Source organism: Riemerella anatipestifer (genome assembly GCF_035666175.1).
Classification (GTDB): domain Bacteria; phylum Bacteroidota; class Bacteroidia; order Flavobacteriales; family Weeksellaceae; genus Riemerella; species Riemerella anatipestifer_D.
The window spans coordinates 1,579,084-1,602,571 of sequence record NZ_CP142016.1; the positions used below are offsets into that span (position 1 = coordinate 1,579,084).

24 protein-coding genes are annotated in these 23,488 nt (G+C 36.4%); 19 read left to right on the forward strand and 5 right to left on the reverse strand.

The annotated features are described in order from the left end of the window. Window positions 1-15: 15 nt before the first annotated feature. On the reverse strand, window positions 16-378 hold the full coding sequence (locus VIX88_RS07750; protein WP_064970243.1) for a hypothetical protein: 363 nt from the start codon (window positions 376-378) through the stop codon (window positions 16-18). Between the two features lie 208 nt (window positions 379-586). Between VIX88_RS07750 and VIX88_RS07755 the strand changes: the two genes are divergently transcribed. Next, the gene (locus VIX88_RS07755; protein WP_064970244.1) at window positions 587-1,783 is read left to right on the forward strand and encodes a pyridoxal phosphate-dependent aminotransferase; all 1,197 of its coding nucleotides are present in this window, start codon (window positions 587-589) and stop codon (window positions 1,781-1,783) included. A 162-nt stretch (window positions 1,784-1,945) separates the two neighbouring features. On the opposite strand, the gene VIX88_RS07760 is transcribed toward VIX88_RS07755, so the two are convergent. Both VIX88_RS07760 and VIX88_RS07765 read right to left on the reverse strand, forming a co-directional pair. Continuing rightward, entirely contained in the window at window positions 1,946-2,659 is a 714-nt protein-coding gene (locus VIX88_RS07760) for a heavy-metal-associated domain-containing protein (protein WP_081276911.1), read from the reverse strand. Window positions 2,660-2,739: 80 nt separating this feature from the next. After that, window positions 2,740-3,273 (reverse strand): AraC family transcriptional regulator, encoded by a 534-nt coding sequence (locus VIX88_RS07765; RefSeq protein WP_237190252.1) that lies wholly within the window; start codon window positions 3,271-3,273, stop codon window positions 2,740-2,742. 94 nt (window positions 3,274-3,367) lie between these two features. On the opposite strand from VIX88_RS07765, the gene VIX88_RS07770 reads away from it, so the two are divergent. The 16 genes from VIX88_RS07770 (at window position 3,368) to VIX88_RS07845 (ending at window position 18,721) form a co-directional block, all read left to right on the forward strand. Next, window positions 3,368-3,496, forward strand: a complete 129-nt coding sequence (locus VIX88_RS07770) for a hypothetical protein (protein WP_255886959.1) — start codon at window positions 3,368-3,370, stop codon at window positions 3,494-3,496. A gap of 313 nt (window positions 3,497-3,809) precedes the next feature. Further along, entirely contained in the window at window positions 3,810-7,208 is a 3,399-nt protein-coding gene (ileS, locus tag VIX88_RS07775; RefSeq protein WP_064970246.1) for an isoleucine--tRNA ligase, read from the forward strand. A gap of 26 nt (window positions 7,209-7,234) precedes the next feature. After that, window positions 7,235-7,615: a TraR/DksA family transcriptional regulator gene (locus VIX88_RS07780; RefSeq protein WP_014937768.1), complete on the forward strand. Its 381-nt coding sequence runs from the start codon at window positions 7,235-7,237 to the stop codon at window positions 7,613-7,615. An 83-nt stretch (window positions 7,616-7,698) separates the two neighbouring features. After that, window positions 7,699-8,337 carry a lipoprotein signal peptidase gene (locus tag VIX88_RS07785; RefSeq protein ID WP_014937767.1) on the forward strand — a complete coding sequence of 213 codons (639 nt, stop codon included), beginning with the start codon at window positions 7,699-7,701 and terminating at the stop codon, window positions 8,335-8,337. 4 nt (window positions 8,338-8,341) lie between these two features. Then, window positions 8,342-8,983 carry a SanA/YdcF family protein gene (locus tag VIX88_RS07790; RefSeq protein WP_064970247.1) on the forward strand — a complete coding sequence of 214 codons (642 nt, stop codon included), beginning with the start codon at window positions 8,342-8,344 and terminating at the stop codon, window positions 8,981-8,983. A 79-nt stretch (window positions 8,984-9,062) separates the two neighbouring features. Beyond that, window positions 9,063-10,859, forward strand: coding sequence for a translation elongation factor 4 (lepA, locus tag VIX88_RS07795; protein WP_004920511.1), 1,797 nt, complete (start codon window positions 9,063-9,065; stop codon window positions 10,857-10,859). Window positions 10,860-11,060: 201 nt separating this feature from the next. Next, a complete protein-coding gene (locus VIX88_RS07800) occupies window positions 11,061-11,390 on the forward strand; it encodes a HesB/IscA family protein (RefSeq protein ID WP_214193734.1) in 330 nt (109 codons plus the stop codon). A gap of 32 nt (window positions 11,391-11,422) precedes the next feature. Further along, on the forward strand, window positions 11,423-12,871 hold the full coding sequence (gene sufB / locus VIX88_RS07805) for a Fe-S cluster assembly protein SufB (protein WP_064970260.1): 1,449 nt from the start codon (window positions 11,423-11,425) through the stop codon (window positions 12,869-12,871). Window positions 12,872-12,947: 76 nt separating this feature from the next. Then, window positions 12,948-13,814, forward strand: a complete 867-nt coding sequence (locus VIX88_RS07810; RefSeq protein ID WP_004920525.1) for a substrate-binding domain-containing protein — start codon at window positions 12,948-12,950, stop codon at window positions 13,812-13,814. Between the two features lie 68 nt (window positions 13,815-13,882). Beyond that, the gene (locus VIX88_RS07815) at window positions 13,883-14,194 is read left to right on the forward strand and encodes a hypothetical protein (RefSeq protein ID WP_004920528.1); all 312 of its coding nucleotides are present in this window, start codon (window positions 13,883-13,885) and stop codon (window positions 14,192-14,194) included. Window positions 14,195-14,214: 20 nt separating this feature from the next. Continuing rightward, window positions 14,215-14,946, forward strand: coding sequence for a copper resistance protein NlpE (locus tag VIX88_RS07820; protein WP_064970248.1), 732 nt, complete (start codon window positions 14,215-14,217; stop codon window positions 14,944-14,946). Window positions 14,947-15,001: 55 nt separating this feature from the next. Further along, window positions 15,002-15,409, forward strand: coding sequence for a hydroxyisourate hydrolase (gene uraH, locus VIX88_RS07825; RefSeq protein WP_214193735.1), 408 nt, complete (start codon window positions 15,002-15,004; stop codon window positions 15,407-15,409). Window positions 15,410-15,464: 55 nt separating this feature from the next. After that, entirely contained in the window at window positions 15,465-15,953 is a 489-nt protein-coding gene (locus VIX88_RS07830; protein ID WP_014615085.1) for a GlcG/HbpS family heme-binding protein, read from the forward strand. 31 nt (window positions 15,954-15,984) lie between these two features. Then, the gene (gene sufC / locus VIX88_RS07835) at window positions 15,985-16,725 is read left to right on the forward strand and encodes a Fe-S cluster assembly ATPase SufC (protein WP_214193736.1); all 741 of its coding nucleotides are present in this window, start codon (window positions 15,985-15,987) and stop codon (window positions 16,723-16,725) included. Window positions 16,726-16,840: 115 nt separating this feature from the next. Further along, window positions 16,841-18,121 carry a Fe-S cluster assembly protein SufD gene (gene sufD, locus VIX88_RS07840; RefSeq protein WP_064970249.1) on the forward strand — a complete coding sequence of 427 codons (1,281 nt, stop codon included), beginning with the start codon at window positions 16,841-16,843 and terminating at the stop codon, window positions 18,119-18,121. Between the two features lie 66 nt (window positions 18,122-18,187). After that, window positions 18,188-18,721, forward strand: coding sequence for a hypothetical protein (locus VIX88_RS07845; RefSeq protein ID WP_064970250.1), 534 nt, complete (start codon window positions 18,188-18,190; stop codon window positions 18,719-18,721). On the opposite strand, the gene VIX88_RS07850 is transcribed toward VIX88_RS07845, so the two are convergent. Together VIX88_RS07850 and VIX88_RS07855 are read right to left on the reverse strand one after the other, a co-directional pair. Further along, on the reverse strand, window positions 18,684-19,445 hold the full coding sequence (locus tag VIX88_RS07850) for a type III pantothenate kinase (protein WP_064970251.1): 762 nt from the start codon (window positions 19,443-19,445) through the stop codon (window positions 18,684-18,686). The genes VIX88_RS07845 and VIX88_RS07850 overlap by 38 nt on opposite strands. Before the next feature lie 27 nt (window positions 19,446-19,472). Next, window positions 19,473-21,335: a M1 family metallopeptidase gene (locus VIX88_RS07855; RefSeq protein WP_214193737.1), complete on the reverse strand. Its 1,863-nt coding sequence runs from the start codon at window positions 21,333-21,335 to the stop codon at window positions 19,473-19,475. Between the two features lie 119 nt (window positions 21,336-21,454). Here VIX88_RS07855 and VIX88_RS07860 point away from each other — a divergent pair, with 119 nt between their 5' ends. Both VIX88_RS07860 and VIX88_RS07865 read left to right on the forward strand, forming a co-directional pair. After that, window positions 21,455-21,811: a hypothetical protein gene (locus VIX88_RS07860; protein WP_017686191.1), complete on the forward strand. Its 357-nt coding sequence runs from the start codon at window positions 21,455-21,457 to the stop codon at window positions 21,809-21,811. Between the two features lie 163 nt (window positions 21,812-21,974). Continuing rightward, complete coding sequence (locus VIX88_RS07865; RefSeq protein WP_154212476.1) at window positions 21,975-23,483, forward strand: sensor histidine kinase; 1,509 nt, start codon at window positions 21,975-21,977, stop codon at window positions 23,481-23,483. Window positions 23,484-23,488: the final 5 nt, after the last annotated feature.

Here is a 23,488-nt window from a genome sequence, read left to right on the forward strand (position 1 = left end):
ATACTGATTTTCAGTCTAATAAACAACTCTTGTTTTTTTCATTTCATAATGCACAACGGGTATCTTTAAGATATTGGCAGAAGGTATAGACTTTAGATAATCTTGTAGAGCCTCTCCAGAGAGTTGAGTTATCTTATCATTTATCATCACCCTAACGCTGCTTTTACCTACAAGTTGTATATTGTTTCCTTGTATTCTTACACTAGGAGTCGCTTTCAGTGCGTCCAAAGCATCACCTCCCACTACAGAAACGGCGTTTTCTACATTAAAAATTAACCTGTCTACCTTTCTTTCTACAAGTTTTTTTTGAGCTTTGAGTTCTACAGCTTGGATTTCTTTTTCTATACTGTCCTGCTTCTGTTGTTGAGCGTTAGCCATACCAAAACAGATAAAAGATGTTATAATGATGAGTCTTTTCACGGTAGTTTATATTAGTTTTAAGTTTTGTTGCCGAAGTTAAATAAAATTAACTATTTGTGCAATAGCTTATAATAAAGGTGATTAGCGGGGTATGAAAACTCCACTCTTCCTATTTCATAAATCATAAGTAAATGCTTACTTTTGTAGCAAAATAAATAATTTAGCAATGCCAAAAATATCAAACAGAGCAGCCAATATGCCTGCTTCCCCTATCAGAAAATTAGTACCTTACGCTTTAGCAGCAAAACAAAGAGGGACTAAAGTCTATCACCTTAATATAGGTCAGCCCGATATAGAAACACCAGAAACAGCACTAGTAGAACTGCAAAAGATTGACTTAAAGGTGCTAGAATATTCACTTTCAGAAGGGAACTTAGAGTATAGAAAGGCTTTAGAGAACTATTACCATAGTTTGGGTTTTACAGACTTAACAACAGATAATTTTATCGTTACCAATGGTGGTTCGGAAGCGTTGAACTTCGCACTTTCTACTTTATGTGATGAGGGTGATGAAATCATCATTCCGGAGCCTTATTATGCCAATTATAACGGTTTTTCTAACCATATCAATGCTAAAGTGGTAGCGGTGCCGTCTTCCATAGATACAGGTTTTGCGCTACCTAGCATAGAAGAATTTGAGAAAAAAATTACCGATAAAACTAGAGCGATACTTATTTGTAACCCAGGCAACCCAACAGGTTATCTTTATACCAAAGAAGAGTTGAAAAGATTAGCCGAAATTGCCCTTAAACACGACATTGTAGTTATTTCCGATGAGGTTTACCGTGAATATGTTTACGATGGAGAGAAACAAACCTCAATGTTGGAGTTTCCCGAATTAGCAGAGAATTGTATCATCATAGACTCCGAGTCTAAAAGATACTCTATGTGTGGGGTAAGGATTGGCTTTATGGTTACTCGCTCTAAAGTGATTAAAGGCGCTGCGATGAAGTTTGCTCAAGCAAGGTTAAGTCCTGTATTGTTAGGACAAATTATTGCAGCGAAGGCTCACCAGAACGATACGGCTTATATCCAAAGTGTGAGAGAAGAATACACTAAAAGAAGAAACCTTTTAGTACAATTACTTAACGAGATACCAGGAGTTAATTGTCCGATGCCAAAAGGAGCATTTTATTGTATGGCAGAACTTCCTATAGACGATGCTGATAAGTTTGCACAATGGCTATTGGAGTCTTACTCTCATAACAGCGAAACCATTATGGTAGCTCCAGCGGGAGGATTTTATTCTAACCCAGAGTTAGGTAAAAAACAAGTGAGAATAGCTTATGTTCTCAAAGAAGAAGATTTAAAAAGAAGTGCAGAATTGCTTAAAGACGCACTAGAAAAATATCAATCTTTATAAAAAATTCTTGGAGAAAATACCGAAAAATAAACTTATATTTTTCGGTATTTTTTTAATAATCAGTAGTAGTGATATAAATTCAAGAAAAATGAAAACAGAGCTAAAACTCTACTGGTGTTTGACTGAAATCTTAGTTGCAAATAACTTTTTTAGTTTAGTCTTTTAGGGAATTAGGAGTAGCATTGCTAAGCTCATTATTATCATTAGAGCATCTTCAATTATGGTAATGGAGCTCATAGGCAAATCAAAGATTGTTCCTAGACAAGCACATTGTATTTTTTGTCGGTTAAGAACGGTTTGTTGTACTCCAATGATACTCACAGACATTATTACAAAGGTAATACTATTGGTAAGAAATGGGCTAAAATTAGTGAGATAGGCAAATCCCAAAGCTAGCTCTACGAATACATAAATGTAAGCCCAAAAGGGAATTTTTTTTGCAATAATATCATACATTCTATAAGTTTCTGCAAATCCTTTTAAGTTTAAAAATTTGAAAAAGGAAAAAACTAAAAAGAATCCAGCCATAAAGTGTTGCATCCACTGCATATAATCAAAATGCTGGTTCTTTAGCTGAATGCCTAAAGTTACAGATGTAATAAAACCAAAAATAAGGAGGATAGGACGGTAAGTTTTAACCCAAGATTTTGTTTGCTCTAAAGCTTCACTGTGATAAGTATTTAGAATTTGATACTTCGGATCCAATGCGTTTTGCAAAACGGCTATTGGTATGTGTTTATTCATTGTAATAGTGACAGATTTATCTGTCTTAGAAACATCTGCAGTAGAAACATGCTCTAAGGCTAGTAAAGCCGATTTTATTTTTTCCTCACAGCTTGTGCAAGTCATTCCTGTTATTTGATAAGTATGTGTCATTTTATTTTTTTTTATTGACACAAAGATCAGTCTAAATGATAGATTAGTGTTTACATAATTTAGGATAATAGTTGTAAAATTTATAAATCTTCTATCTGTTGTCGTTTTTTATCCTTTAGTTTTTTGAAATAACTAGGAGAGAACCCTGTGTGTTTTTTAAACTGATTACTCAAATGTGCCACACTACTGTAATTGAGTTGAAAGGCTATTTCGCTTAAAGTCATTTCATCATATATTAACAGTTCTTTTACTTTTTCTATTTTTTGACTGATAAAATACTTTTCAATGGTGGTGCTTTCTACCTCAGAAAAAAGATGGCTTAGTATACTATAATCTTGAGAAAGGTTCTGTGAAAGGTAGGTGGAAAGATTGGTTTTGAGTTCACTATTTTTATTTTGAACAAGGTCTATGATTAGCCTTTTGATATTTTCAATTATTTTACTTCTTTTATCATCAATTAGATCAAAACCTAGTGATTGTAGGGCGGTAATAAGCTTATCTTTTTGTACCGTATTTTCTGTAATTTCTACTTCTCCGAGTTCTACAGAAACAGGAGTAAGATTTAGTTTCTTTAGCTCTGCTTCCACCATCATTTTACAGCGGCTACAGACCATGTTTTTAATATAGAATTTCACTTTTTTGGATTTTTATTAAGAATTTACCTTGCTATTACAAGATGACAAAGGTATTGAAATTATTAAACTTTTGATGTTTTTACTTCAAGGCAAAAGAACCAAAAGTTCAAGACTAGATAAAAATGGGGAGTTCATTCTAAAAGCCCTAGAACTCACGCCAAGGCTAAGCCCTACGTTTGTTCAGACAATAGACCTTTTTTAACGAATGGACGCCTCATTTTCTTAACGCCTCCGTTTCCTTAGGTCGGGAGTGGAGCTGTTATTTAGCATTGTTTTAAATGGTATTTGGTAGGGCGTTTAAGGTGGGTATCAAAAACGCCTCGATGTTTTCTCCAAAACGCTTCGACGAGTTTGCAAACTCGTCGAAGCGTTTTTATGAAAATGTTGGGACATTTTTTCAACTCACTTTAGAGCTTTTACAAAAAATGAAAAGAGCAGGTCTTGTATAGGTTTTATTATCGGTATTTTTTGTATTTTAGCGAACTATTTTTAGAAAAAGCAAATTTTTTATCAAGATGAGTAAATTTACAGAATACAAAGGGCTTAATCTTACGGATATATCAGCACAAATAGCTGATTTTTGGAAAAAGGATAATACATTTCAGAAGTCGGTGGAGATTAGAAAAGGCAAACCAGAGTTCGTCTTCTACGAAGGACCACCTTCTGCTAACGGTATGCCAGGAATTCACCACGTAATGGCGAGAGCCTTAAAAGACATTTTCTGTAGATACCAAACTCAAAGAGGGAAACAAGTATTTCGTAAAGCGGGTTGGGATACTCACGGACTGCCAGTAGAGCTGGGGGTAGAGAAAGAGTTAGGCATTACTAAAGAAGATATAGGTAAGAAAATTTCGGTGGAAGACTACAATCAGGCGTGCCGAAATGCCGTAATGAAGTACACCGATGTCTGGAACGACCTAACTGAAAAGATAGGCTATTGGGTGGATTTAGAAGACCCTTACATTACCTATAAGCCTAAATATATGGAGACGGTTTGGTGGCTTTTAAAACAGCTTTACACCAAAAATTTGCTTTATAAGGGCTATACCATTCAGCCATATTCTCCTAAGGCGGGTACAGGGCTTTCTTCTCACGAGCTTAATCAGCCAGGGACTTACCGCGATGTAAGCGATACCACCATTGTGGCTCAATTCAAAGTAAAACAGCTTTCGGATAGTGTGGCTTCTAAGATAGGTCAGCAAAGTGGGGATATACACATTCTTGCTTGGACGACAACGCCTTGGACGCTTCCGTCTAACACGGCTTTGGCAGTGGGTAAAGAGGTAGAATATGTCTTGGTGAAAACCTTTAATCAATACACCTTTGAACCAATCCAAATCGTTCTTGCAAAGGTACTTCTTGAGAAAAATTTTGGTAAAAAATATTTTGAAGCCACAGATGAAGATTTTGCTAAATATCAATCCGAAGATAAGCAAATTCCTTATCAAGTGTTAGGGCATTTTTCGGGGGCAGATTTAGCAGGAACGCAATACGAACAGTTGGTGCCGTGGTTTTTACCATACGAAAATCCAGACCAAGCCTTCCGTGTGATTGTAGGGGATTTTGTAACCACAGAGGACGGAACGGGGATAGTACATATCGCACCTACCTTTGGTGCTGATGACGCTTGTGTCGCAAAAGAAAACGGAATACCTCCGATGCTCATCAAAGATGAAAACGATAATTTAGTTCCTTTAGTAGATTTACAAGGGAAATTTGTTAAAGGAGAGGCGGTGCCAGAGCTATTTAGTGGTAAATACATCAAGAATGAATATTACGATAATGGTACTGCTCCAGAGAAATCTTGGGACGTAGAAATGGCAATCCTCCTTAAAACAGAAAATAAAGCGTTTAAGGTAGAGAAGTACCTCCACTCTTACCCTCATTGTTGGAGAACAGATAAGCCTGTATTGTACTATCCACTAGACTCTTGGTTTGTTAAGATGACTTCGGTTAAGGAGCGTCTAGTAGAACTAAATAAAGAAATCAACTGGAAACCGAAAGCTACTGGAGAAGGGCGTTTTGCCAACTGGCTAGAAAATGTAAACGATTGGAATCTCTCTCGTTCCAGATATTGGGGAATTCCGTTGCCGATATGGAGAACGGAAGACCTAAAGGAAGAGAAAATCATAGGTTCGGTAGAAGAGTTGGTCAATGAAATCAACAAGTCCGTAGCAGCAGGAGTGATGGCGGAAAACCCTTTCAAAGATTTTGAAATAGGGAATATGAGCGAGGAAAACTATGCGAAGATAGATTTGCACAAAAATGTTGTGGACGAAGTGGTGCTAGTGTCCGAAACGGGTAAACCGATGAGAAGAGAATCCGACTTGATAGATGTTTGGTTTGATTCTGGAGCGATGCCTTATGCACAGCTACACTATCCTTTTGAAAATAAGGAACTCATAGAGCAGAACAAGGCGTTCCCCGCAGATTTTATCGCGGAAGGGGTGGACCAAACTCGTGGTTGGTTCTACACGCTACACGCTATTTCAACCAGCGTTTTTGACTCTGTGGCGTACAAAAATGTGGTGTCCAATGGTCTTGTGCTAGACAAAAACGGACAAAAAATGTCTAAACGATTGGGCAATGCGGTAGACCCATTTGATACTTTAGCGAAGTATGGTCCAGACGCCACCAGATGGTATATGATTTCCAATGCAAACCCTTGGGAAAACCTCAAATTTGATATTGATGGTATAGATGAAGTGAGAAGAAAGTTCTTCGGAACACTTTACAATACTTACTCATTCTTTGCACTTTACGCCAATGTAGATGGCTTTAAATATGCCGAGAAAGAGGTGGAAAACAGACCAGAAATAGACCGTTGGATTCTTTCGGAGCTTAATATACTGGTAAAAGAAGTTACCGAGTTCTATAACGATTACGAACCAACCAAAGTCGCTAGAGCCATCAATACCTTTGTTAATGATAATTTGAGTAACTGGTATGTAAGGCTTTGTCGTCGTCGTTTCTGGAAAGGAGATTATACCGAAGATAAAATTTCGGCTTATCAAACGCTTTACACTTGTTTAGAAACAGTGGCGAAAATATCTGCGCCAATCGCTCCATTCTTTATGGATAGACTTTATCAAGATTTGAATAAAGTGACCCAAAGAGATACGGCAGAAAGCGTGCATCTTACGGATTTCCCTGTGGCTAATGAAGGTGCGATAGACATCAATTTAGTAGAAAAAACCCATTTAGCACAACAGATTACTTCTATGGTATTTTCATTAAGAAAGAAAGAAAATATCAAGGTAAGACAACCGTTGCAGAAAGTAATGGTGCCTGTTTTGGATAAGAAAACGGAAGAGCAGATTGTGGCTGTTTCGGACTTAATCAAACAAGAGGTGAATGTGAAAGAGCTACAAATCATCAATGATAAAGAGGCAGAGGGACTTATCGTGAAACAGATAAAGCCTAACTTTAAGACTTTAGGTCCTAAATTAGGTAAAGATATGAAGACGGTAGCCCAAGCGATTTCAGCGTTTGATAATGCTCAAATTTCTACCTTAGAGAAAGACGGAAAGGTGAAGGTTGGTGCTTATGAGATTTGTTTAGAAGATGTGGAAATATCGACTAAAGATATTCCAGGTTGGACGGTGGCTAGCGAAGGCAAAATCACAGTGGCATTAGATTTGACAATAACCGACGAACTTAGGTCTGAAGGTGTGGCGAGGGAGTTTATCAATCGTATTCAGAACCTTAGAAAAGAAAAAGAGTTTGAGCTTACGGATAAAATTAAAATACAGTTAACACAAGATTGTCCATATTTGCAGGAAATTTTAAATAATGAGCAGTACATCGCTTCAGAGGTGCTTTCTGAGAAAATAGAAGTTCTAGAAGCATTAAACACAGGTGATGAACTGGAGATAGATGAAGTGAAGTTTACTGTAAATATTGAAAGAAACTAAGAATACTTAAATCATATTTTGTTATTATGGAACAGGAGAGACAAAGGTATAGTGATGCCGATTTAAAAGAGTTTAAAGAGCTTATAGAAAGCAAAATAGAAAAGGCAGAGAAAGATTTGGCGTTGATTAGACAAAATTTCATCAACGACCAAAATAATGGTACAGACGATACCTCGCCTACATTTAAAGCTTTTGAAGAAGGGGCAGAAACTTTAAGCAAGGAGCAAAATGCTATTCTTGCGGTAAGACAGGAGAAATTTATCCGAGACCTAAAGAATGCTCTTATCAGGATAGAAAACAAAACCTACGGAATTTGTAGAGTTACAGGTAACCTAATTGGTAAGGAAAGACTGAAAGCTGTGCCTCACGCTACTTTAAGCATTGAGGCTAAAAATATGCAACGATAATTGCAGAAAAATTAAATATTAGCTGTGTGTCACAAGAAATATTTTTTGTGATACACGGCGTTTTTCATTAAAATAAAACATAGATGAAGAAGATAGCATTTGTAACTATTTTGGTATTGCTTTTAGACCAACTTTCCAAAATCTATATTAAAACTAATTTTGAACTCAACGAATCTGTGAGAGTTTTGCCAGGTTTTAGATTAACCTTTGTAGAAAATCCAGGTATGGCTTATGGTTTACAGTTCGGAGGACTTATTGGTAAATACTTTTTAGTAATTACTAGAGTGGTTCTTATTGGAGTGATGGTTCATATCTTTAGAAAATGGCTTAAAGAAGGAGCATCTAACTATAGACTTATACCTATGGCAATGATATTTGCAGGAGCGATAGGGAACTTAATAGATGGTATGTTTTATGGGCTTATCTTTGATACAGGAACGGTGTTTGATGACAGTATAGGGCGATGGATAGGCTACGATGGAGTTTCTCATATTACAGCTTTTGGGCAAGGTTACTCTCATTTTATGAAAGGTTGTGTGGTAGATATGTTTCATTTTGATATGATTGATTGGTATGTGCCAGAAAATTATCCTGTAATTGGTGGTACTAGAATTCAGTTTTTTAAATATATCTTTAATGTGGCAGACGCCGCTATTACAGTTGGTGTGAGTGTATTGTTTTTGTTCAGAAGAAAAGCCTTTCCTAACGGATTAGAGTTTTAAGTAGATGAAAAAACTAGGGAAAGTTCTGCTAATTACATGTGTCTTATCCATTGTTAGTGTAGTAACGGTAGTATTGTGGTGTAACCATATCATTAAAACCCAGTCCGAAAATTATATCTTTAGCAACATTTCTGATGTGCCAACTAAAAAAGTTGGACTTGTTCTAGGAACGAGCAAATATCTCCAAAATGGTATTCCTAATTATTACTTTAAATATAGAATAGATGCGGCAGCGGAGCTTTATAAAAATGGCAAAGTGCAGTATTTTATTGTAAGTGGAGACAATTCTCGTAAAGACTACAACGAAACTGAGGATATGAAGCTAGATTTAATGGCTCACGGCATTCCTGAAAATCATATTTATCAAGATTTTGCGGGATTTAGAACATTAGACTCTGTAATAAGAGCGGAAGATATCTTTGGTCAAAAGACATTTATCATTATTTTACAAAAATTCCATAATGAACGAGCCGTTTATTTGGCTAGGAAAAATGGTTTAGAAGCGTATGGATACAATGCTCAAGATGTAAATGCCTATGCTGGGTTTAAAACCCAACTCAGAGAATACTTTGCAAGGGTAAAAGTCTTTTACGATTTATTATTAGGGGTAGAGCCTAAGTATAGCGGTGATAAAATTGAAATATAGTTTGGCTGTGATAGTATAGCCACTTTTTTTGAGAAAATTGATATAAATCAATATCTTTGCAGACTACGAATTCGTTTTCATGAAGAATATAAGAAACTTTTGCATTATAGCCCATATAGACCACGGTAAATCTACTTTGGCAGATAGGCTTTTAGAATATACCAATACGGTAACACAAAGAGAACTCCAAGCCCAAACTTTGGACGATATGGATTTGGAAAAAGAGCGAGGAATTACCATAAAATCTCACGCCATACAAATGGACTACGAGTATAAGGGTGAAAAATATGTTCTTAACCTTATTGATACCCCGGGGCATGTGGATTTTTCCTATGAAGTATCTAGGTCTATAGCAGCGTGTGAAGGGGCATTGCTGATTGTAGATGCCGCACAAAGTATTCAGGCACAAACAATTTCTAACCTTTATCTAGCATTAGAAAATGATTTGGAAATCATCCCTGTACTTAACAAGATTGACTTGCCGTCTGCAAACCCAGAAGAGGTTACAGATGAAATAATGAACTTATTGGGCTGTGAGTACGAAGATGTTTTAAGAGTTTCAGGGAAAACAGGAGAAGGTGTACACGAGCTTTTAGAGCAGATTGTGGAAAGGATACCAGCTCCTAAGGGCGAGCCAGATGCTCCGCTACAAGCTTTAATTTTTGATTCTGTTTATAACCCTTTTAGAGGGATAGAAGCCTATTTTAAAGTAGTTAATGGCAAGATAAGAAAAGGCGAGAAAGTTAAGTTTATGGCTACCGATAAAACTTACGAGGCAGATGAGGTAGGGACATTAAAACTAAAACAACAGCCAAAACAAGAAATCAAGTGTGGAGATGTAGGCTATATTATTTCTGGGATTAAAGATGCCAGAGAGGTTAAAGTGGGAGACACTATTACAAGTGTAGAAAACCCAGCTACTGCTCCAATAGAAGGTTTTGAGGAGGTAAAACCGATGGTTTTTGCAGGGATTTATCCAGTAGAAAGTGAGGATTTTGAAGAGCTAAGAACCTCTTTAGAAAAACTTAGGCTAAACGATGCTTCTTTGGTTTTTGAACCAGAAAGTTCAGCAGCGTTAGGCTTTGGTTTTAGATGTGGATTCTTAGGAATGCTCCATATGGAAATTGTTCAGGAAAGGTTAGATAGAGAATTCAATATGAATGTCATCACTACGGTTCCCAATGTATCCTACCACGGATATAGCAAGAAAGAGCCGGAAGTGCCAATCCTTATCAATAACCCTTCGGAAATGATGGACCCAACGGTAATGGATAGAGTAGAAGAGCCTTATATTAAAGCCTCTATCATTACCAAATCTGATTTCGTAGGAGCTGTAATGACGCTTTGTATAGAAAAACGAGGAGAAATTGTTAATCAAAGCTATCTAACTTCCGATAGAGTGGAGCTTGTCTTTAATATGCCTCTTGCAGAGGTGGTTTTTGATTTCTATGACAGATTAAAATCCATTTCTAAAGGTTATGCTTCCTTTGATTATCACCCAATAGGTTTCCGTGCTTCTAAATTAGTTAAGATGGATATTCTTATCAACGGAGATATGGTGGACGCATTATCTTCTCTCATACACCAAGATAATGCCTATGGTATTGGTAAAAAAATGTGTGAGAAGTTGAGAGAGCTTATTCCTAGACAACAGTTTGATATAGCAGTACAAGCGGCTTTAGGAACTAAAGTTATCGCGAGGGAAACCATAAAAGCTTTAAGAAAAGACGTTACAGCAAAATGTTATGGTGGAGATATTTCAAGAAAAAGAAAACTCTTAGAGAAGCAGAAGGAAGGTAAAAAGAAAATGAAGCAGATAGGGCGAGTAGAAGTTCCACAATCGGCATTTATGGCGGTACTAAAGCTAAATGATTAAACTCCAATTAAGGATAGTTTAAAATAAAAACAGAACCTAACCGAGCTATTTATAACAAGCGGGTTAGGTTTTATTATTTCTAGATAATATTGGTCTTAAGAAATTATCAATTAAGGTCATAGGTAAAAATGAAAAATGATTTTTGTCAGTCCATAAATTAGTTTGTATTTTTGTTGGCGAAAATCATTCTAAATAAACACAATGATAAAAGTATCAGACCAAGCTAAAGATAAAGCTGTTCAGCTTATGGCAGAAGATGGGTTTAATCCTAGTGAAGATTTCATTAGGGTAGGCGTTAAGAGTGGAGGCTGTTCTGGGTTAGAATATGTGTTGAAATTCGATAATCAGACCACGGATACAGACCAAATCTTTGAAGATAACGGAATTAAAATAGTGATGGACAAAAAATCAATTCTCTATTTAGCAGGGACAACTTTGGAATATTCTGGAGGTCTTAACGGAAAAGGATTTGTGTTTAACAATCCAAATGCTGCTAGAACTTGTGGTTGTGGGGAGAGTTTTTCGCTATAGAAAAGAAAAATAGGAGTAATTTTATAGAAATTATGGCAAAATATACAGAAGACGATTTAAGGGAAGACCTTAAAAATAAAGAATACGAAGCAGGTTTTTATACGGATATAGAATATGAAGATTTCCCTACGGGGCTTAATGAAGATATTATTCGTCAGATTTCAGCAAAGAAAAATGAACCAGAATGGATGACAGAATGGAGGCTGGAGTCTTTCCGTATTTGGCAAAAAATGGAAGAGCCAGACTGGGCAAATGTAAAGTATGAAAAGCCAGACTTCCAAGCCATAAAGTATTATGCAGCTCCTAAAAAGAAACCAGAATTAGCAAGTCTAGATGAGGTAGACCCAGAGTTACTAAAAACTTTTGAGAAGCTAGGCATCTCTTTAGATGAGCAGAAAAGGCTTACAGGTGTTGCCGTAGATGTGGTGATGGATTCTGTATCAGTAAAGACTACTTTTCAGGAAACATTGAAAGAGAAAGGTATTATTTTTTGCTCTATATCAGAAGCGATACAAGAGTATCCTGACTTAGTTAAAAAGTATATTGGTAAAGTAGTGCCAAGAGGAGATAATTTCTATGCAGCACTTAACTCGGCGGTGTTTTCAGATGGCTCTTTCTGTTACATACCTAAAGGTGTAAAATGTCCTATGGAACTTTCTACTTATTTCCGTATCAATCAAGCGGGAACAGGGCAGTTTGAAAGAACTTTAGTGGTGGCAGATGAGGGAAGTTATGTCTCTTATTTGGAAGGTTGTACAGCTCCTTCGAGAGATGAAAATCAGCTTCATGCTGCGGTGGTAGAACTTATCGCGATGGAAGGTGCTGAAATCAAGTACTCTACTGTTCAAAACTGGTATCCTGGAGACGAAAGTGGTAAAGGAGGAGTGTTTAACTTTGTTACCAAAAGAGGACTTTGTGAGAAAGATGCTAAAATTTCTTGGACGCAGGTAGAAACAGGTTCGGCGGTAACTTGGAAATACCCTAGCTGCATTTTGAAAGGCGATAATTCTATTGGAGAATTTTATTCTATTGCCGTAACCAACAATCATCAGTGGGCAGACACAGGGACGAAGATGATACACATCGGGAAGAATACCAAATCTACCATCATCTCTAAAGGAATTTCTGCAGGGAAGTCCAACAATTCTTACAGAGGATTAGTAAAAGTAATGCCTTCGGCAAAAGGGGCTAGAAATTTCTCCCAGTGCGACTCCCTTTTAATGGGGAATGAATGTGGTGCTCATACCTTCCCATATATTGAAATTAAAGACCCTTCGGCACAGCTAGAACACGAGGCTACCACTAGTAAAATAGGGGAAGACCAAATTTTCTATTGTAATCAAAGAGGTTTGGATACTGAAAAAGCTATCGCCCTTATCGTAAACGGATTTAGCAAAGAGGTACTTAACAAACTCCCGATGGAGTTTGCCATAGAAGCCCAAAAACTCCTAGAAATTAGTTTAGAAGGAAGCGTAGGATAGAGGAACTAAGCTCAGGGGAGCTTCCCGAAGCATTACTAAACCTAGTGCGGAGGGACAAAATAATACCAATAAACTTATGAAACAATGGTTTTTATTTATCTATCTGGTAATTTGTGTTAGAGTGATGGCACAGGCGGATACGCTTTATGTTTATGGTCCAGGCGGTCCTTATGCGCCCATAAATGAGGCGGCACAAATCTTTGCTAAAAGAAATAACCTAAATATTAAGGTAACCAAAGGTCCATTTTCGCAATGGAAAGACAAGGCACGAAACAATGCCCATTTAATTTATAGCGGAGCAGAGTTTATGATGACCCAGTTCATTTCAGAGTTAGGAAATGTGCAGGAGCAGACCGTTTATCCTCTTTATTTGAGGAAATCTGGGCTTATCGTAAGAAAAGGAAATCCTAAGAACATTAAAACTTTAAAAGATTTAATGAAGTCCGAACTTAGAATAATGGTGGTTAATGGGGCAGGACTTACGGGAGTATGGGAAGATATTGCAGGGAAAACACAAGATATAGAGGTGCTAAGGAAGATTAGAAAAAACATCGTCTTATTTGCTGAAAATAGCGGACAGGCTCAAAGCTTTTGGGCGAAAGACCCTAGCATAGATGTCTGGATTTCTTGGAATATTTGGCAAAAAAATAACACCGGGAGTGCTGATTTTGTATCTTTGGAAGATAGATATACCACTTATAGAGATTGTGGGATAGCTCTTACAGCCTACGGAGAGGCTAATCCTAAAGCCTTAGAGTTCTATCAATTTCTAAAAGGTAAAGAGGTACAAGCCCTTTTTGAAAAACAAGGTTGGATAGAACGAAACCCATCTGCCCAGAAAAAAAAGGAAGATAGGAAACCTCAAAAGGTATATTCCCGAAAAGAAAAGCTATCTTCCTTAAAGCAAAAGAAAGAAGGTTTATTGATAAATCATCAGTCCTAAAATAAAAGGTAGATAGATTTCGTAAAAATAAAGAAGAAATAGAGAAACAAATTATAAAATATAAAGATATGGCAACAAAATCTTACGCAGAACGCATCACAAAAGTAAAATTGATGCTAGATGCTATAACACAGAACAAGTCAGACCTTCCTAAAAAGCTAGATGACGACTACATCAGCCAGATGCAAACTCTAAAAGACAAAATAGAGGTTCTGAATACCGAACAAGAGAAGCTCAAAGCAGATTTAAAATCTAAAACAGAAGCCCTTAATAAAGAGATAAGTGCCTTAGACAAACTTTATAGCGAAGCTAAAAAGCGGATTAAACTAGATTTTGAACAAACACGCTGGATTGCATTTGGGATAGAAGACAAAAGATAACTTAGACCTAAAAAATCAAAATGAGAAAGTACATCATAAACGGTATTTTAGCCTTGGGGCTATTGTCTTTTGGGGCTTGTAATAAATCCGAAAAAACAGCCCAAAATCACCCCGCCGAAGGGCAGGTTATAGACACTCTTGTCTCTACTCCAAACGAAATGTATCAAGGCGTACTCCCTTGTGCCGATTGCGAGGGTATTTTTACCACCATTACTTTGGCTCCAGACCAAACCTTTGATAAAACCGACTATTACTTAGGTAAAAATGAATATTTCACCGAAGAAGGCTCCTACACCGTAGATGCTTCCACAGGGATTTATGCGTTATCTTCTAACAATGATAAGGCTACTCAATATTATCAAAGGGAAGAAGGTAAGTTAGTCCTTTTAAACGATAAAAAGGAGAAAAACACAGGAGCTAATGCTCATACTTATGAGTTAGAACAACTTTCTAACGATGATTACCACTTTACCCAAAGTCCCGTAGAGGGCTTCCTTATCATAGGGCACGAGGTGAGTTCTTTCAGACCAGCCAATTCGGCTAAAGTCTATTGGATAGAAGACCCTTCGGGCGAGTTACAGAAGAGATATGAAGCAATGGTAAAGGATAAAAAGATACCTTACTTTCCTGTAAAGGCAAATTTGGTTTTAGAAAAAGATACCAAAAAAGCGGAGGGCTTTGCCGAAGATTATGATGGGGTAGTAGTAGTGAAGAAACTACTAGATTTAAAGCTGATTTCTGTGGGAAATTAGGATAGGAAAGACGATGATAATTAAATAAACAAAAATTAAATTAAAACATTACATTATGAAAAAAGTAGCGTTATGGTTAGCATTCCTATTTACAGGAATTCTTTTCGCACAAGAAGTCAAGTATCAGTTGTCTAGTCATATTTTAGACATTACTCAAGGAAAACCAGCTCCAGGAGTAAGCATTACCTTGTCTAAACAAAATAAAAATGGTGTTTGGGTAAAGGTAGATGAAAAGGTAACAGATGAAAACGGGAGGATTAAGAATTTTCTAAAAGAAGAAAAAGGAGTAAGCCATCAGGGGATATACAAACTTACCTATCATACTACACCGTATTTTGAGAAGTTAGGGCAGCAGAGTTTTTATCCGTTTGTAGAAGTTGTTTTTGAGCTAAAGGACAGCAGCCACTATCATGTACCTATTACCTTAAGCCCTTACGGATATTCTACTTATAGAGGGAACTAAAACAAAGAGCAGAAGCTCATTAGAAAAGTTAATCCTTACTTCAATATTGCAGATTATGAAAAAAAGTATAATGGTTTTAGTAGGTTTATTGTTGGTTCAGTTTTCTTTAGCACAATATACCGAACAAGGGACTTCGCTCAATCAAGAGGGAGCTTTAGAACTGGCAAAGCAAGCTCACATAGAAGCTCGTAAATTAGGTAAAAAGGTATCCGTAGCAGTCCTAAACAATTCGGGGGTAAGTCTTTTATTATTGAAAGGCGACCAAGTAGGACCTCATAATACCGAAGCCTCTAGGAGAAAGGCTTATACTTCGCTTTCCACCAAAACCCCAAGTTTTGAATTGATGCAAAAGGCAGCCAGTAATCCTACGGCACAAAACTTAAATACCCTGCCAGAGCTTCTACTTTTAGGAGGAGGCGTACCCGTTTGGAAAGATGGGGAACTGATTGGGAGTCTAGGGGTTTCTGGAGCTGGTGGTGGAGAACAAGACCATAATGTGGCCAAGAAGGCGGTTGAGAATATGGGCTACGAGATAACCAAATAAAAATTAACAATAAATAAAATTATATATAGAAATGTTAAATATAAAAAACTTACACGCTAAGATAGAAGACGGAGCGGAAATCCTTAAAGGGATTAACTTAGAAATAAAACCAGGTGAGGTACACGCTATTATGGGACCTAACGGAGCTGGGAAATCTACCCTTTCTTCTGTAATTGCAGGAAAGGAAGACTACGAAGTTACCGATGGAGAAATCTTTTTTGAAGGGGAAAATATAGTAGAAGATGCTCCAGAAGAGAGAGCTCATAAGGGGATTTTCCTTTCGTTCCAGTATCCAGTAGAGATACCAGGAGTTTCGGTAACCAATTTCATCAAGGCAGCCATCAACGAAACCAGAAAGGCTAACGGGCTGGAGGATATGCCTGCGAAAGAAATGTTGGCACTTATCCGTGAAAAATCCGAGCTTTTAGGGATAAAGAAAGATTTTCTTTCTCGTTCTCTTAACGAAGGTTTCTCTGGAGGAGAAAAGAAAAGAAACGAGATTTTCCAAATGATGATGCTTAATCCTAAACTGGCTATCTTAGATGAAACCGATTCTGGGTTAGATATTGATGCATTAAGAATTGTATCCGAAGGGGTTAATCATTTCAAAAATGAGGGAAATGCGGTGCTTCTAATCACTCATTATCAGAGATTGCTTAACTACATTCAGCCAGATTTTGTACACGTATTGGCGGACGGTAAGATTATTAAAACAGGAGATAAAACTTTAGCACTGGAGTTAGAGGAGAAAGGGTACGATTGGCTACTCTAATCAATCTAAAACTTTTAAAAGTTTATAAGTTGTGTAAATCTATTAGTAGGTTTATCAATATAAAAATAAATGGTAAGGCACAACAGTCTTACTTAATTAGTCAAAAAAGATTTTTATGTCATTAGTTGAGAACATTAAAACACATTCTTCTTCACTTTCGGGGGATAAATTAAATGCTTTGGAACGATTCTTAAGCAAAGGTTTTCCTTCTAAAAAAGATGAGGAATATAAATATACTAATCTAAAAGAAATTATAGAAAAACAATATCAGTTTTTACCACAAGAAGAGCATCATATTTCTGAAGAGGAACTGAAAGCATTGCGTCTAGGAGAAGAAGATTTTGATTGGGTAGTGCTAGTTAACGGGAAATGGCGTCCAGAGCTTTCTAAGATTTCGGATAAAGATATTAAAGTACTTGCCTTAGACGAGGCACTTTCTAATGGAGAGAATGAGGCTTTGTTCCGTCCTTATTTTAATACTATTGCTAACGAGAGTTGGGCGTTTCCAAATCTTAATTTAGCATTCGCTCATTTGGGAGTAGCACTTTATGTGCCTAAAAATACGGTGGTAGAAAAGCCTATACATATTTTCTATATTTCACAAAATCAATCAGAAAATACGTTCTACAATCCGAGAAATATATTGGTGGTAGAAGCTGGCAGCCAGATAGAAGTGATAGAAAGTCATCATAATTTTGATACTTCGTTTACCTTTACCAACAGCCTTACCGAAATTTTTACTAAACCTAATGCTAAGGCAGATTGGCATAAACTACAGAACGATACAGATACTTCGTATCTGGTAGACCATACCTTTGTGAAGCAAGAAAGGGACAGCTTAGCTACGGTAAACACATTCTCTTTCGGAGGAAAGTTGGTGCGTAATAATTTAGATTTTATTCAGGAAGGAGAAAATATCAATTCTTTTATGAATGGTATTACTATTATTGGTAAAGACCAGCTAGTTGACCATCATACTGCTGTACACCATAATCAGCCTAATTGTGAAAGTTATCAGAACTACAAAGGAGTATTTAAGGATAATGCTCATGGAGTGTTTAATGGGAAAGTATTTGTAGATAAAATAGCTCAAAAAACCAATGCTTATCAGCAGAATAATAATATTTTACTAAGCGAGGGTGCTACGATAGATTCTAAACCACAGTTGGAGATTTTTGCAGATGATGTAAAATGTTCTCACGGTTGTACGGTAGGGCAGCTAAATGAAGATGCTTTATTCTACCTTCGTGCTAGAGGAATTTCTAAAAATGAGGCACAAGCATTATTGCTTTACGCCTTTGCAAATGATGCAATGGAAAACATAGATATAGAGCCTCTAAAACTCAAAATATCCAAGCTCTTAGCTGAAAAATTAGAAGTTAATATAGAGTTCTAAAAATAAACAAAGGTCTTATCAAAATATTTTGATAAGGCTTTTTTCTAATAAGTATAAGAAACAAGGATGGACTTAAATAAAGTAGAATTTCACATAGATGCTTACAAAACACATGGGCAAATTCTAGATGCGGCATCTTTTGTGATTAAAGCTTTTGGGTTAGAGCATTTTAATTTTGCAGGATTTGATTTTAGAGAGGAGATGGACGCTAGGTCTATTGTACTTACTACGGAGGGAGAACTATCCCAGCCACAGAAAGTTAAAATACCTAAAAATCTTTTTGATTTTGATTTTAATTTTAATTTAGTTCTTAATCTTATAGCACATGAGATGCTACATGTAAGACAAAAGGCACAGGAAACATTGGTAGAGGATAAAAATGAAAGAGAGTTCCAAGCCTATTATGAAACTTTATTCCATAAAGTATTTCCTCAAATACCAGATGTACCAGACTTCAATAGAAAACAATTTGCTGATAAAGCACTAGAGTACTACCGAAGAATGGGAGAAGGCTCGGTTTTACAAGAAAAATATGCTTCCCAAAAAGAAGAGGTAGAAACTCTTAAGAGAGAGCTTTCCCAAGAAAATAAAGACCTTTAAGGGTATGTAGCCTATCGGCTATATGGATTTTGTCTGATAAAGGCTTATAGACATGAGAAACGCCGCCTGTAGCTATTACAAAGGTCTCCTCTCCTATTTCTCGGTTGATTCTCTCTATGAAACCTTCTACCATACCTAGATACCCATATACCATACCACTTTGCATACAACTCACAGTGTCTAATCCTAGAACGGATTTAGGTGCTTGTAGCTCTATTTCTAGGAGCTGTGCAGTATCTTGTATTAAACTTTTAAGAGAGGTAATAATTCCAGGAGCAATAATAGCCCCCAAAGTTTCGCCGCTGTGAGAAATACAACTAGCCGTGAGTGCAGTACCAAAATCAAAAATTATCTTTGATTTATTAGGATAGAGATGATGAGCCGCAACTAAATTTGCATAGATGTCGGTACCCATTTGTTTGGACTTTGGTTTAACTTCAGAGGGTGTATTCCTATCTACCAAAATAGGTTTTAGGTGGTGTATTTTTTCTAATGCTCTTACAATGTCGTTGGTCATTTGTGGTACAACGGAGCCTATTATCAGTTGGTCTATTTCTTCAGGTTTGATGTCATAAGATTGATAATGCATCAGAAACTGAACAAAAAGTTCGTCTTTAGTTCGGTAGGGTTTAGTGTTAATAACCCACGAGAGGCTACATTCCTCATTGTTGAATAATCCAAAACGGATATTGGTATTTCCGATGTTGACTACAATGGTTTTCATAATGATAATTATTTTTCAGCAGATAAATTATTTTACTTCTAAAAAGTTATCTTCTGGATTTACATCTGCTAATCTTTGTGAAAAATCAATGCCTAGAACGGAAATTTGTTCTTTGGTAAAAGGTATCTCAAAAGTGTATTCTAAGGAAGTCCAATTCCAATAATCCAAAGTAGTGAAATTGCCTAAAAAGTCAGATTTTTTAGGAGTTCTCATCATATTTAATGGGATATGGTAAGAAGTTATTTTTTTATCTTTGGTAAGTACTCCAAAATCTATAGGCATAGGAACTCCACCTTTATTTACTAAAGTAATGGTAGTAGAGTTAGTATTGTATTTTACCTCTTTTATGGCATAGTCTATGGTTTTGGTGGTGTTAATCCAGTAGTGTTTAAACCATTTTAAATCCATACCAGATATTTTTTGAGCAATATGGAGAAAATCTCTATCGGTAGGATGTTTTAGATGCCATTCATCATAGTATTTTAGTAGTGTGGTCTTCAGAAGGTCTTCTCCCATAATATAGCCGAGCTGCACTAAGAAAAGCTCTCCTTTAGTATAAGACGCTACAGAGTAGGCTGTGCCGTCGTCGTGATGGTCAGCAAACCAAACAGCAGGTTCTTCTTTTCCTGTTTTTACAAACTTTCTATAACCTTCTAAAGCACCTACAAAAGGGTTTGGCCAAGCCTCTTTAGGAGGAAAAAGCTGATACATAGCAAAGTCTTCGGCGTAAGAAGTAAAACCTTCATCTAGCCAAGGTGTGGTACTTTCGTTGGTTGCTAACATATGCTGATACCAAGAGTGTGCACCTTCGTGAGCCATTAGCCCAACTAGGCTTTCTAAACTTTTGGCTTCTCCAAGTATCATAGTACACATACCATACTCCATACCACCATCGCCACCTTGTACAAATGAATAGCTAGGATAAACATAGCGACCGAAGTTAGCATTCATGATTTGAAAAAACTTATTAACATAAGGTTTAGCTTGTTTCCAATACTCGGTTTTTTCATTTTTTTGATAAACGAAATAGACTTTCGGTCCATCAGGTACAATAAATTCCTCTACGGAATAGTCTGGGTCTGCCGCCCAAGCAAAGTCTAGAATATTCTTTGCTGTCCAATTCCAAGTCGCTTTACCATTGGCATCTGTTTTAGGTTTAGACTGCAAAGAGTAGCCTTTAACTTCGGTAGGGTTTGTAAGTGTTCCGCCTGCACCTATAACATAGCTAGGGTCTATTTTGATATTGATGTTATAATCCGAAAAAGGAGCGTGGAATTCTCTCCCTATATAATCAAAAGTTGCCCAGCCATCGTAATCGTATTCTGCTAGTTTAGGGTACCATTGGGTCATAGTCATTTCTATGCCTTCTCGGTTTTGTCTTCCTGCTCTTCGGATTTGATAAGGGATATTAGCGTCCCAATCCATAGTGAAAGTAGTCGTAGAGTTTGGCTTTATAGACTGATTTAGATAGACCTTCATAATGGTTCCTTGAATTTCAAACTGGAGTTCTTTTCCATTTTGTTTAATCCAATTTACTTTTTGGTTGCCTTCTTTTCCTTCGGGAATAGAAGCTAATCTAGAAACTATTTTTCCTGCTTTATTTTTTTCTACTAGCCTTTTGTCGGCATTATCGCCTTGGTTTCTTACTCTTTCATCCATCATAGAGTTTGGTTTAAAGGCATTCCAATAGAGATGAAAGTAAACTTCCTTTAGCTCATCAGGAGAATTGTTGGTATAAGTAACGGACTGCTTGCCGTGGTAAGTGTAGTTATTAACATCTACATCAATATCCATATTGTAGCTAGCGTGTTGTTGGTAGTATTTACCTTTTTGTGCATATCCCAACGAGGTTAAAAAAAGCGATAATGATAGAAAAAAATATTTTTTCATTTTTCTGATAATTTTTAGTCTTCAAATATAACAAAATCTCATTTATTCACTATTTGAGTGGATTTCTAGTGAAAAAAGGTAACTTTGCAAGCGTAATAAAGACAACAAAATATTAAATTATGGCTACAGAACAAGAGCTTTGGGGTAGGGTAGAACAGTTTTTTGTAGAGCATTTTCAGAGTGAACGCAATCCGCCTTTGGAAACGATATTATTTCTCATAGGCGTTCAAGAATTGGGTGGTGGGAAACAAAAATATACCAAAGATGACAAACTAAATCTTCTCCATATAGCGGTGTGTAGGTTATTAGAGCCGTTTGGTTATTATAAATTTAAAGAGTACGATGCGGAAGGCTGGCCTCACTACGAGGAGCTAGAGCCTCTGCCTGAGCTAAAACCTAATGAGCAAAGTATTCTGATGAAAAAAGCAATTATACAATATTTTATAGATGAAAATTTGTTAGAACAAGAAAGTTAGAGGTGCGAAACTCATAATAATCTGTTAAAAAACTCGTTTTTAAGATAAAATTTCTAAAAAACGAGTTTTATTGCTTTTTTATTGATAAGAAATATTTAATTTTAACATCTGAAAAATAACCTGAAAAGTGCGTAACAAATTTATTCCTATTATATCTATTTTGATGACGATTTCTCTGTTGGTGTTCGTCAGTTTTCAATTTTATTGGCTTAAGGAATATTACAGTTCTATTGAAGAAGAATTCGCAGGCAAGGTACAGAAAGTTTTGGAACGCTCCACGCAAGATATTTCTAATATTGAAATAGATAAGTATTTAAAGGAATATGAAGGCTTCCAAGCATCTATAAATGAGGATAAAAACAAACCTACTCTAAATATTATCAGGCAAGTACAAGATTCGGCAGATAAAAAACTCATTTCCTTTAGTAGAAGTATTATAGAACCTCAAAAGATACCAGTTTCCTCTAAAGGGGACACTTTGGAAAGGGTTAAAGTCTATGCTGATGAAGGCATTTATCGTTTGAAAGGAGCAGGGCGTACAACAGAGTTGCTTACGGCACAACTGAGTAAAGACATCAATGATAATACTTTTACTTTCAGAGATTTTGCTAAACTAAATGCGAGTAACTTGCCTATACACAAAAGGGTAAGCGGTAAGGAGATAGATTCGGTACTCTCTAAGGAGTTTCAAAAAATAGGTATTAGTGCTAAGTTTGGTTATGGTGTGTTAGATAAAAATAAAAAACTAACCACTATTGCTGATGAGGTTTACCTTGAAAATCAATCTAAAGCTAATTATAGTTTTCCTCTTTTTACCGATAAAGAGGAGCAACCTATTTACACCTTATCGTTGGTTTTTCCAGATAAAAAATACTCTCTACTAAGAGATAATCTGCCATTGCTTTTAGGAACTGTTTTTTCACTTTTAACTATTGTATTTATTTACATTATTTCCATCAACTATATGCTGAGACAGAAAAAAATAGCAGAAGTAAAAACAGACTTTCTTAATAATATGTCTCATGAGTTCAAAACGCCTTTAGCTACAATTTCGGTGGCTACGGATTCTTTGGCTAACGATAAAATAGCCAGCGACCCAATTAAAGTGAAATATTACTCTGGACTCATAAAGCAAGAAAATCTCCGAATGAAAAAGCAGGTAGAGAATGTCCTCAATATGTCAAAGTTAGAGAGGAACGAAATGAAACTTTTCTTGAGAGAGACCAATTTGAGGGAGTTGATAAGAAACATTGCTAATTCTGTTAGGCTTATTGTAAACGAAAGAGGCGGAAGGCTTACAGAAGATTTTAAGGCAGAACGCTATAATCTAAAAGTAGATGAGTTTCATTTATCTAATACGCTTATCAATCTACTGGATAATGCGAATAAATATTCACCAGATAAGCCCGAAATTAAAATTGCAACCCGCAACGAGGGAAATTATTATGTGATAGAAATTTCGGATAAAGGTATGGGAATGGAGCCTCAAAATAAAACTAAGATATTTGAGAAGTTCTTTAGAGAAGAAACAGGGAATGTACATAATGTAAAAGGTCAAGGTTTGGGGCTTTCCTATGTTAAGAAAATAATAGAACTCCACAAAGGACAAATTAGTGTAGAAACCCAAAAAGGAAAGGGAAGTACCTTTATTGTAAAACTTCCAATGATTTAATTATA

Coding starts and splice junctions, on each gene's coding strand:
- VIX88_RS07790 (WP_064970247.1), top strand. CDS start 8,342: ATGAAAAAACTAGGGAAAGTTCTGCTAATTACATGTGTCTTATCCATT.
- uraH (WP_214193735.1), top strand. CDS start 15,002: ATGAAAAAAGTAGCGTTATGGTTAGCATTCCTATTTACAGGAATTCTT.
- VIX88_RS07750 (WP_064970243.1), bottom strand. CDS start 378: ATGGCTAACGCTCAACAACAGAAGCAGGACAGTATAGAAAAAGAAATC.
- VIX88_RS07865 (WP_154212476.1), top strand. CDS start 21,975: ATGACGATTTCTCTGTTGGTGTTCGTCAGTTTTCAATTTTATTGGCTT.
- VIX88_RS07855 (WP_214193737.1), bottom strand. CDS start 21,335: ATGAAAAAATATTTTTTTCTATCATTATCGCTTTTTTTAACCTCGTTG.
- VIX88_RS07785 (WP_014937767.1), top strand. CDS start 7,699: ATGAAGAAGATAGCATTTGTAACTATTTTGGTATTGCTTTTAGACCAA.
- VIX88_RS07780 (WP_014937768.1), top strand. CDS start 7,235: ATGGAACAGGAGAGACAAAGGTATAGTGATGCCGATTTAAAAGAGTTT.
- lepA (WP_004920511.1), top strand. CDS start 9,063: ATGAAGAATATAAGAAACTTTTGCATTATAGCCCATATAGACCACGGT.
- VIX88_RS07755 (WP_064970244.1), top strand. CDS start 587: ATGCCAAAAATATCAAACAGAGCAGCCAATATGCCTGCTTCCCCTATC.
- ileS (WP_064970246.1), top strand. CDS start 3,810: ATGAGTAAATTTACAGAATACAAAGGGCTTAATCTTACGGATATATCA.
- VIX88_RS07770 (WP_255886959.1), top strand. CDS start 3,368: ATGTTTTTACTTCAAGGCAAAAGAACCAAAAGTTCAAGACTAGATAAA.
- VIX88_RS07810 (WP_004920525.1), top strand. CDS start 12,948: ATGAAACAATGGTTTTTATTTATCTATCTGGTAATTTGTGTTAGAGTG.
- VIX88_RS07815 (WP_004920528.1), top strand. CDS start 13,883: ATGGCAACAAAATCTTACGCAGAACGCATCACAAAAGTAAAATTGATG.
- sufD (WP_064970249.1), top strand. CDS start 16,841: ATGTCATTAGTTGAGAACATTAAAACACATTCTTCTTCACTTTCGGGG.
- VIX88_RS07765 (WP_237190252.1), bottom strand. CDS start 3,273: ATGGTCTGTAGCCGCTGTAAAATGATGGTGGAAGCAGAGCTAAAGAAA.
- VIX88_RS07850 (WP_064970251.1), bottom strand. CDS start 19,445: ATGAAAACCATTGTAGTCAACATCGGAAATACCAATATCCGTTTTGGA.
- VIX88_RS07845 (WP_064970250.1), top strand. CDS start 18,188: ATGGACTTAAATAAAGTAGAATTTCACATAGATGCTTACAAAACACAT.
- VIX88_RS07800 (WP_214193734.1), top strand. CDS start 11,061: ATGATAAAAGTATCAGACCAAGCTAAAGATAAAGCTGTTCAGCTTATG.
- sufB (WP_064970260.1), top strand. CDS start 11,423: ATGGCAAAATATACAGAAGACGATTTAAGGGAAGACCTTAAAAATAAA.
- VIX88_RS07830 (WP_014615085.1), top strand. CDS start 15,465: ATGAAAAAAAGTATAATGGTTTTAGTAGGTTTATTGTTGGTTCAGTTT.
- VIX88_RS07860 (WP_017686191.1), top strand. CDS start 21,455: ATGGCTACAGAACAAGAGCTTTGGGGTAGGGTAGAACAGTTTTTTGTA.
- VIX88_RS07820 (WP_064970248.1), top strand. CDS start 14,215: ATGAGAAAGTACATCATAAACGGTATTTTAGCCTTGGGGCTATTGTCT.
- VIX88_RS07760 (WP_081276911.1), bottom strand. CDS start 2,659: ATGACACATACTTATCAAATAACAGGAATGACTTGCACAAGCTGTGAG.
- sufC (WP_214193736.1), top strand. CDS start 15,985: ATGTTAAATATAAAAAACTTACACGCTAAGATAGAAGACGGAGCGGAA.